6 protein-coding genes are annotated in these 8,738 nt (G+C 44.2%); 5 read left to right on the forward strand and 1 reads right to left on the reverse strand.

Going from position 1 to position 8,738, the window contains the following annotated elements; genetic code table 11:
• The first annotated feature begins 9 nt into the window (after positions 1–9).
• From FS666_RS12090 to FS666_RS12110, 5 genes are read left to right on the forward strand one after another with little or no spacing between them, the layout of a single operon-like run.
• On the forward strand, positions 10–1,560 hold the full coding sequence (locus tag FS666_RS12090) for an ABC transporter ATP-binding protein (RefSeq protein WP_120074159.1): 1,551 nt from the start codon (positions 10–12) through the stop codon (positions 1,558–1,560).
• Positions 1,553–2,647 carry an ABC transporter permease gene (locus tag FS666_RS12095; protein WP_120074157.1) on the forward strand — a complete coding sequence of 365 codons (1,095 nt, stop codon included), beginning with the start codon at positions 1,553–1,555 and terminating at the stop codon, positions 2,645–2,647. Before FS666_RS12090 ends, FS666_RS12095 begins: the two co-directional genes overlap by 8 nt.
• Positions 2,637–3,611: an ABC transporter permease gene (locus FS666_RS12100; protein ID WP_120074155.1), complete on the forward strand. Its 975-nt coding sequence runs from the start codon at positions 2,637–2,639 to the stop codon at positions 3,609–3,611. Before FS666_RS12095 ends, FS666_RS12100 begins: the two co-directional genes overlap by 11 nt.
• A 17-nt stretch (positions 3,612–3,628) precedes the next feature.
• A complete protein-coding gene (locus FS666_RS12105; protein ID WP_120074153.1) occupies positions 3,629–4,573 on the forward strand; it encodes a nucleoside hydrolase in 945 nt (314 codons plus the stop codon).
• 22 nt (positions 4,574–4,595) lie between these two features.
• On the forward strand, positions 4,596–5,528 hold the full coding sequence (locus tag FS666_RS12110; protein ID WP_120074151.1) for a nucleoside hydrolase: 933 nt from the start codon (positions 4,596–4,598) through the stop codon (positions 5,526–5,528).
• 118 nt (positions 5,529–5,646) lie between these two features.
• Here FS666_RS12110 and FS666_RS12115 read toward each other — a convergent pair whose 3' ends face one another.
• Positions 5,647–8,460 carry an AfsR/SARP family transcriptional regulator gene (locus FS666_RS12115; protein ID WP_186310923.1) on the reverse strand — a complete coding sequence of 938 codons (2,814 nt, stop codon included), beginning with the start codon at positions 8,458–8,460 and terminating at the stop codon, positions 5,647–5,649.
• Between the last annotated feature and the right edge of the window lie 278 nt (positions 8,461–8,738).

Here is an 8,738-nt window from a genome sequence, read left to right on the forward strand (position 1 = left end):
GGTTCATACATGGCTGCATTGTTGGAAATGAAAAACATTCATAAAGTGTACCCCAATGGAACTGTTGCGAATCGAGGGGTGAATCTGGAAGTTCAAGAAGGGGAGATCCACGCTCTTGTAGGTGAAAATGGAGCAGGAAAATCAACACTTATGAAAATTCTTTTCGGGCTGGAAACTCCCACAGAAGGCGAAGTTATTTTCAAAGGTAAAAAGGTCCGTTTCAATGGGCCGCGAGATGCTATCAGCCAAGGTCTTGGAATGGTTCATCAGCACTTTATGCTTGCTCCGTCGCTCACCGTTTCAGAAAATATCGTTTTGGGTGATGAACCGAGAAAAGGGTTTCTTCATTTGTTCCGTGACAGGACAAAAGAGAAGGAAGAAATCCAAGAGTTGATTCGCCGTTTCGGCTTTAAGCTCAACCCTGATGAATCAGTGGAATCCATATCCGTTGGACAGAAGCAACGGGTGGAAATCCTGAAGGTTTTATACCGGGGAGCGAAGCTCATCATTTTGGATGAGCCGACCGCTGTGCTGACGCCGCAAGAAACAGACGAGTTGTTTGAATCAATCAAATCGCTTGCCGGCCAAAACTACACGATCATTTTCATCACTCATAAACTGAGGGAAGTAATGGAAATTTCAGATCGCATTACTGTATTGAAAGCTGGCAATACGATCGAAACACTCGTTACAAAAGAGACAAATCAGGAAGAAATATCACGGCTGATGGTAGGGAGGGATGTATTATTCAGGGTTGAAAAGCAGGAGAAAGAGCCGGAAGATACGATCTTGGAGCTTCGGGATGTTTCAGTTACAGACGAAAAAGGGTTAAAGCTGCTCGATAATGTGTCCATGAAAATCAGGGGCGGTGAAATTCTGGGCATCGCGGGTGTAGAAGGAAACGGCCAAAGGGAATTGGTTGAAGTGATCACCGGACTTGCCAAAGCCAGCAGCGGGCAGGTGCTCTATTTGAATGAAAATATCCTCGGCAAAAGCATCGGGGAGATCCGGAACATGAGAATAGGGCATATTCCTGAAGACCGGCAAACAACGGGTGCTTGTCTGACAACGACGATTGAAGAAAATTTGATTCTGGACATTTACAATGACCCCCAATTTCGGACAGGACCCTTTTTAAATAAAAAGAAATTGAAGGAATTCGCCAAAAAATATATAAAGATGTACGACGTTCGCACGGACAGTGAAGAAGCATTGGCCGGCTCGCTTTCCGGGGGAAATCTCCAAAAGGTCGTTATTGCCAGGGAAATGGCCAAAAATCCGAAGCTGCTCATCGCCGCCCAGCCAACAAGGGGAGTGGACATCGGGGCGATTGAATTTATACACAAAGAAATTATTAAAAAACGGGATGAAGGCACTGCGGTATTGCTCGTTTCGGCGGAACTGTCCGAGATTACCAGTCTAAGCGACCGTATTGGAGTGTTGTATAACGGGGAACTGGTGGCATTATTGGATAATACCGAGGAGTTGACGGAAGAGGAAATCGGATATTACATGCTCGGTATTAAAAGAGCGGATGAAGAGGTGGCTGCGCATGAATAAAAGGCAATTTTTATTCCTCGACATAATCGGTATTTTAGGTGCGGTATTCTTTGCTGTCCTATGCGGGTTCGTCATTATTTTCTTTGTCAGTGAAGAACCGGCTGCGGCTATTTCATCTTTTGTGCTCGGTCCTTTTTCAAGCCCGTTCAACATCAGTACGATCGTCAACAAAGCAACGCCTCTCATTTTTACGGGTCTGGCTTTGGCAGTTGTGTTCCAGACGAACATATTCAGCATGGGTGCCGAAGGGCAGCTATATGTGGGAGGATTTGTGGGAGCATTGGCAGCCACATATATTCAAGGTATGCCCGCCATGATCCATATACTTGTCATTTTCCTTTTTGCTTTGGCGGGCGGCGCCGTCTTTGGCTTTATCCCCGGCTATCTAAAAGCCAAATGGAATGCAAATGAAGTTGTTACAACTTTGATGCTGAACTATGTGGCTATCATTTCTACTTCTTATTTGATCAATAATGTTTTCAAGGACCCGGAGAGCGGCGGATTTGCGAGAATGCCCTTTTTCGATAAGGATATTCTGCTGGGAAAAATATCGGGAACTTTTCCGGTCCATTATGGAATTTTCATCGCCATTGCCGCCGTCATCTTCGTTTATACGATGCTTTATAAAACGAGGCTGGGCTATGAGATGCGCCTTGTAGGGCAAAACATAGAGTTTGCCCGGTACGGCGGAATAAAGACGAGCCGGATTATCATTGTGAGTGTCATGATCAGCGGAGCCCTCGCGGGACTCGGAGGTATCGTGGAACTGATGGGAATCCACGGAACATACAAAGACAGCTTTTCTATCAATCTGGGCTTCGATGGGATCATCATTGCCCTGCTGGCGCGCAATAACCCAATCGCTGTTTTGCTGGCCGCTGTATTCTATGCCTATTTGCAGGTGGGCGGCCAGGTCATGCAGGCGGAAAGTGATGTATCCAGGGAACTGGCAGTTATTATTCAAGTGCTTCTTGTACTTTTTGTCTCCGCACAGGCTGTATTCAATTATTTAAAACAAAGGTCGATTATGAAAAACAAAAACGGGAAAATTTCCGGCGACAAGGCGGTGAAAGCAGATGTGGTCTAGTTTATGGAGCCAGATTGTCGATTTAAGCATCATTGTCATCCTGCTTCGTTCTACTACTCCGATTTTACTTGCTTCCCTTGGAGGCCTGATATCAGATGTGACAGGAGTGACCAATATCGGGCTGGAAGGCTTGATGCTTGTTTCTGCTTTTACATCCATTGCTGTCGGCTCTGTGACAGGTTACTGGTCCGTTGGGGTCGTTTCCGGAGTCATTGTTTGCGTCCTGCTTTCATACGCAATGGGTTTTTTTCATTTAAAAATGAAGGTGGACATTATCATAACAGGATTTGCGGTCAATATGTTCGGGTCCAGTGTAACGATTTTCTTGATGAGCAAGTTTTTTGATGCAACCGGAAGCTTCAATCCATCCGGTTTGGATAAGATCCCCGTTGTGAATATCCCTTTCATCCAGGACATCCCGGTCCTCGGCAAAATATTCAGCGGGCACAGTTTAATGGTATGGATAGGCCTGCTATGTGTCGCTTTTGTGTTTGTCATGTTGTACAGGACCCCTTATGGCGTTCATTTGCGTGCCATCGGAGAATCGCCCCAGGCGGCAAGTTCTTTAGGGATACAGGTACACAGATTGCAATATTCCGCATTGGCATGGAGCGGTGTATTTGTCGGGATGGCCGGGTCGTTCATGTCAATGGGAATGACCGGCATGTTTGTAAAAGATATGACTGCGGGCACCGGATTTCTGGCTCTTGCGGTTGTGCTGCTTGGAAATCGTAATCCATTTGGGATATTGATAGGTTCATTGATTTTCGGATTTGCGAAAGCGGTGGAAACCCTCCTTCAAACAATACCGAACAGTCCGATTCCGAGCCAATTTGTTCAGATGCTGCCTTACGTTGTAACCATTTTGGCCCTGGTCGTTTATGCGGTGCGAAAGCAGGGAAGACAAATCGATTCGCTGAGCGAAGCTTCTACAGGACCTGCTTCTGCGGCGGCACCTAAATAAAAAGGACGGTTTTAGTGATGCAAAATAATGCAAAAAGAAAGATTATATTGGACTGTGACCCGGGGCATGATGATGCGATCGCCATATTACTTGCTGCCGGAAACCCGAATGTTGAGCTGGTGGGGATTACGACAGTCGCAGGCAATGCGGAAGTGGAAAAGACGACGAAAAACGCTTTGCAAGTTTGTGAAATTGCCGGTATCGCCAATGTTCCTGTGTTTAAAGGAAGCGGCCAGCCTATGATCAGAAAGCGTGAAACCGCCCCGTCTATCCACGGTGATTCCGGCATGGACGGGCCCGTGCTTCCAGAACCGAAAAAGACAGCAGAACATGGGCATGCAGTGGATTTTATCATTCAAAAATTAATGGAATCCGACGGGGATATTACGCTGGTTCCAGTTGGGCCGCTGACGAATATCGCCATGGCAATGAGAAGGGAACCGGCGATTTTATCAAAAATCCAGGAAATTGTATTGATGGGCGGCGGCACATTTGGAAATTGGACCCCAGCTGCCGAATTTAATATTTTTGTAGATGCCGAGGCAGCCAAGGTTGTTTTTGACAGCGGCGTCCCCATTACGGTGATGGGGCTGGATCTGACTCACCAGGCTTTGGCTACTCGGGAGGTTTGTTCCCGGATTGCCCAAATCGAAAACCGCGCAGGAAAATTTGTAAGCGAACTGCTGGAATTTTTCCGTGAGACCTATCTCGATGTATTTGGCTTTGAACATCCGCCTGTACACGATGTCTGCAGCGTAGCTTATTGCATAGACCCCACCGTTGTTGAAACGAAAAGGGTCCGTGTGGATGTTGAAACAAAAGGGGAGTTTACGTACGGAATGACAGCTGTAGATCTTCTTGGGGTTACGGGCCGGGAACCGAACGTCAATTTTGCAGTGAAGCTGGATCATACAAAATTTTGGGACATGGTCATCGAGGCCTTGAATAATTTATCCAAATGATAACTGATGGGGGGTGGTGGATGTGAAGCCGGTCATTTTTGATGTAGATACGGGGATTGATGATGCCTTGGCTATGGCGTATGCCTTAAGCTCTCCGGAATTGGAGCTTCTTGGATTTACGACCTGCTTTGGAAATGTTCCGGTTGAGGAAGCGACCCGCAATACCCTTGCTGTTTTGGAGATGACTGGAAAAGAAATTCCGGTATATGAAGGAGCCGATCAAACCTTCAAACGTGGAATAAAGCCTGAATGGGCACGGATAGTGCATGGAGAAGACGGTCTCGGCAATGTGCTTCAGTCGACCCCTTCTAATCGCGCAGCGAGCAGCTCTGCAGAGGACTTTATCATTGAACAGGTTAAAAGCCGCCCTAACGAAATAACGATCATAGCGGTCGGACCGCTGACAAATGTGGCGCGCGCCATTAATAAAGCTCCGGAAATCATCCCTTTGGTCAGAGATGTAGTCATCATGGGCGGCGCAGTGAATGTGCCGGGTAATGTGACACCATATGGTGAAGCCAATATTGTGGCTGATCCCGAAGCTGCCGATTATGTTTTTTCTTCCGGGCTATCTGTCACCCTTGTCGGCCTTGACGTTACGATGGAAACATTATTGCCGTTGTCCCAAGTGGACAGATGGCGCAATGTGGACAGTAACATTGCGCACTTTTTTGCGGATATGACGGAACATTATATTGGCGCCTATGAATCTTTTTATCCGGGGATCGGTGGCTGTGCCCTGCATGACCCGCTTGCAGTGGGAGTAGTGATCGATCCTGGCTTTGTCCAGACGGAGTTTATGAAAGTCAGTGTCATTACGGAAGGGGAAGAAACGGGGAATACGGTTGGATACAAAGACAGTGAGCCAAAAATACGCGTCTGTACTGGGGTGGATGCCCCTCGTTTTCTAAAGCATTTTTTGAGCAGAATGACGGAGGTGATGAGTTTTTCCTGAAAAAAGACAGTCTATATGAGGGCCGCCTTCAAAGATGTTGTGAGGCGGCCCTTTTATTTGTGGACGTACAAAAAAATACTTGGGTCACAGATGGAAACCAGGCGCTGTTTTTGTGAAATTAACCGTGCATTTGCACGCTGAATTTGGAAAATACATCCTTTATTTGATCATTTACGGATATGCCCATCTCCTCATCAAAAAACTGCTTCATGTCACCTGCTACTTTATTTGCTTTGGTAACAAGGTTTTTCTTTAAAAGCAGTTCAAGATAGTCAAAATAAATATTTTCCTGATATGGATACTTGTCCAAAATCCTCTCGTAATGCTCAAAACATTGTTGGTAATTCTTTTGCTGAAAATAATGCTTGGCAAGTATTTGGCTTGCATTTACGAATAAAAGCCTTATTCGCTCACGCTCACTCTCAAGCATCGTTTCATACGGATATTCTTCAAAATAGTCTCCCTGGAAAAGCATAACGGCTTTTTCTAATTTCTTTATATCACGGTCGCTGTTATCCTTCGTCAAATTCGTAAAAACTTCTACATCCAAATCTACATCAGTCGAATCAAACAAATATTGGTTGCCGAACCTTTTAATAAAGCGGGAACGGACCCCGGACTTCAAATCGGGTTCCAATGTTTTCCTAAGGACGGACAGTGAAACGTTGAAATGGTTTTCGATATTACTCAGCGAACCATCAGGAAAAACGGTATCAATAATTATGTCCTTTTCGATCTTTTTGTTTCTATGTGTAATGAAATATTGTAATAGGCGCAGACTTGATTGGCGCTTGATTGTAATAGGCCTGTTTTCATAGAATACCTTAAAGCTTCCGAGCGTTTGGATGGAGAGCTGCTTAGTTTGTTCTCCTGGTGCCATCGTAGCTCCCTTTGGCTCCAAGCTATCTAAAAGCCAATAAAAGTCATATTTATCACATGTGTTATTTATTTCTGTGTAAGTTTTTTCTGCTTGGGCTTCATCTCCGATAACGGTATATAAATGATACATCGATATGGCTACCATGCACTGGTAATGCGTGAAAAGGGCGAACGCTTGAAAGGCCTGTTCAAAACATTTTTTTGCTTCTTCAAATTTTTCGCTTTTTAAATAGCTTTTCCCGAGTTCATGCTTGGACCATCCATTGTCAAAGTCATTGTTGAAGCTTTCAGCAAGACTGACTGCTTTTTCTCCCCATTCAATGGCTTTGGCGTCTTCGTTTTTTACACTGTATAATCTGCCCATTGTAGTATAAACGAAAATCAAGGTTGATTTATCATGCTCCTTGGCGATATTCAGGGCTAATTGAATGTAAGGGGCAGCCTTATCCACTTCCTCTTTATCGAGATAGATGGTGGCCAGAGTGTCAAGGGCATGAATTTGCGTATGCTTAATCTTATAACGGTCGGAAATGAAAACGGCCTTTCGTACGTGCTCAATTGCTGTTTCATACTTTCCCAAATATCTGTATATTTCAGCCATCAGTATTAGATTCAGTGCACTCATGGCATGATCGTGAAATTGTTCGGAACCCTTCAATGAGTCGCTGAAAAGCTGTTTGGCTTTCACAATATCTCCCCGCATCAAATAGATGGTGGCAAGGCGGTGTTGAAGGTTGCAAAGCCATAGTTCATTTTTCTTTTTCTTTAAGAGAGATATATTTTCTTCAAAGAGTGTTGTCAATTCTTTTAAAGTGGCGAGCGGTACGCAACGGATCAGAAAGAGTGTATTATTGGCAAACGAGTCGCCCGCGGATATCTCTTCGAGCCATCCGTCCAAAAATAACATCGATTCCACCGGATTATATAGATCCCTTATCAATCCCATAATTTCGGCTGCTTTCAAGTAATCTTTTCCGATTGTGTAATGGGCAAAGGCATTGATCAGTTGGTAACGCTTTTCATATATGGCGGCCAGCCTCAAATGTTCCTTCATATAATCATTTTTTAAATGATCCTTATAGTTTTGATACAAATACTGCCTGAACAATCTATGGTAGCGGATCATTCCCTGTTGGTCCCGATATACAAATAAATGCTGGGTCAGAAGGCGGCTTAATATTTTCTCTGAATAATCAATGCCAAGAAATTCGTTAATCACTACTGGATCAAGTTCAGACAGCATGCTAGTTTTATATAAAAAATGTTTGACCTCCTCAGGCTGTGCCTGCAAGACTTCTACTGATAAATAATCATAAATATCCTGCATATAAGGAAAAGTGGACCAGAGGGAAAATCGCTCCTTTCTGTTCATTTTCGCTATCACACCAAGTATAAGCTGATAGCTTGCTATCCAGCCTTCGGTTCTTTCAAAAATGAACTGCACCTCCTGATCTTCCAGATTCAATTGATTCATCTCATTGAAAAAGCTGCGTGTTTCATCAAGGGTAAAGGCCAAATCGGAAGTTGTAAGTTCTTTATATTTTCGTTCCACTTTCAACTTGGCTATTGGTAAGCGCGGGAGACCCCTGCTAATAATGATGACTGTCACTGCCGGGGATGAGTGGGTCAGTTCATTTATGATCGGCTCTATTTCGGGGCTTGGATCTACAAGCTGGTAGTCGTCAAAGACGAGCAGCAGCGGCTCTTTTCTGTCCGCCAATATAGAAACGACGGCGGCCAGTTCAGTATCAACGTCCTCTGCTTCTATGATTTGCGGCGAGTGGTCAATCCCCATGTATCTGTATATACCGGTTTTCACATAACTGAGAAAGATATGGGCAAAGCGGTCCGAGCTTCCCAACTGATACCAGACTGCCGGAATATTTTTCTCACGGATGTAGCTGGAAATAAGCATAGTTTTTCCATAGCCGCTGTCACCGGTAACCAGCAGCAATGAAACATTTTTGTGTTGATCCAGCTCATAGAATAACCGCTTTCTTTTCAAAGATGGAGAGTAATTAGGTATTTGTAACTTATTTTCCTCAATATTCATCATTATCTCCCCCTCATTTTAAAGTCTGTAAAACATAGCTCTGTACAGTAAGTTATGTAACCGCTGTCTTTTTTAAATGATGGTTCCACCGGCTCAAGTTTGTATATCTTATCTATCTATTAAAAGTAAGAAATTTTGTAAGTTTCCAGTAAGTCTTTTGGTCTATCATTTAGTGTAAGTTAAATCCTCACAATATTCAATATCACTTTGAAGGGAGTTTGAGTCAAGTATTTGTGGGCAGAAATTTTCGCCCTTTAATTTTGTAAGCACTTTCATAC

The organism is Siminovitchia fortis, from assembly GCF_007681465.1.
GTDB classification, from domain to species: Bacteria; Bacillota; Bacilli; order Bacillales; family Bacillaceae_C; genus Siminovitchia; species Siminovitchia fortis.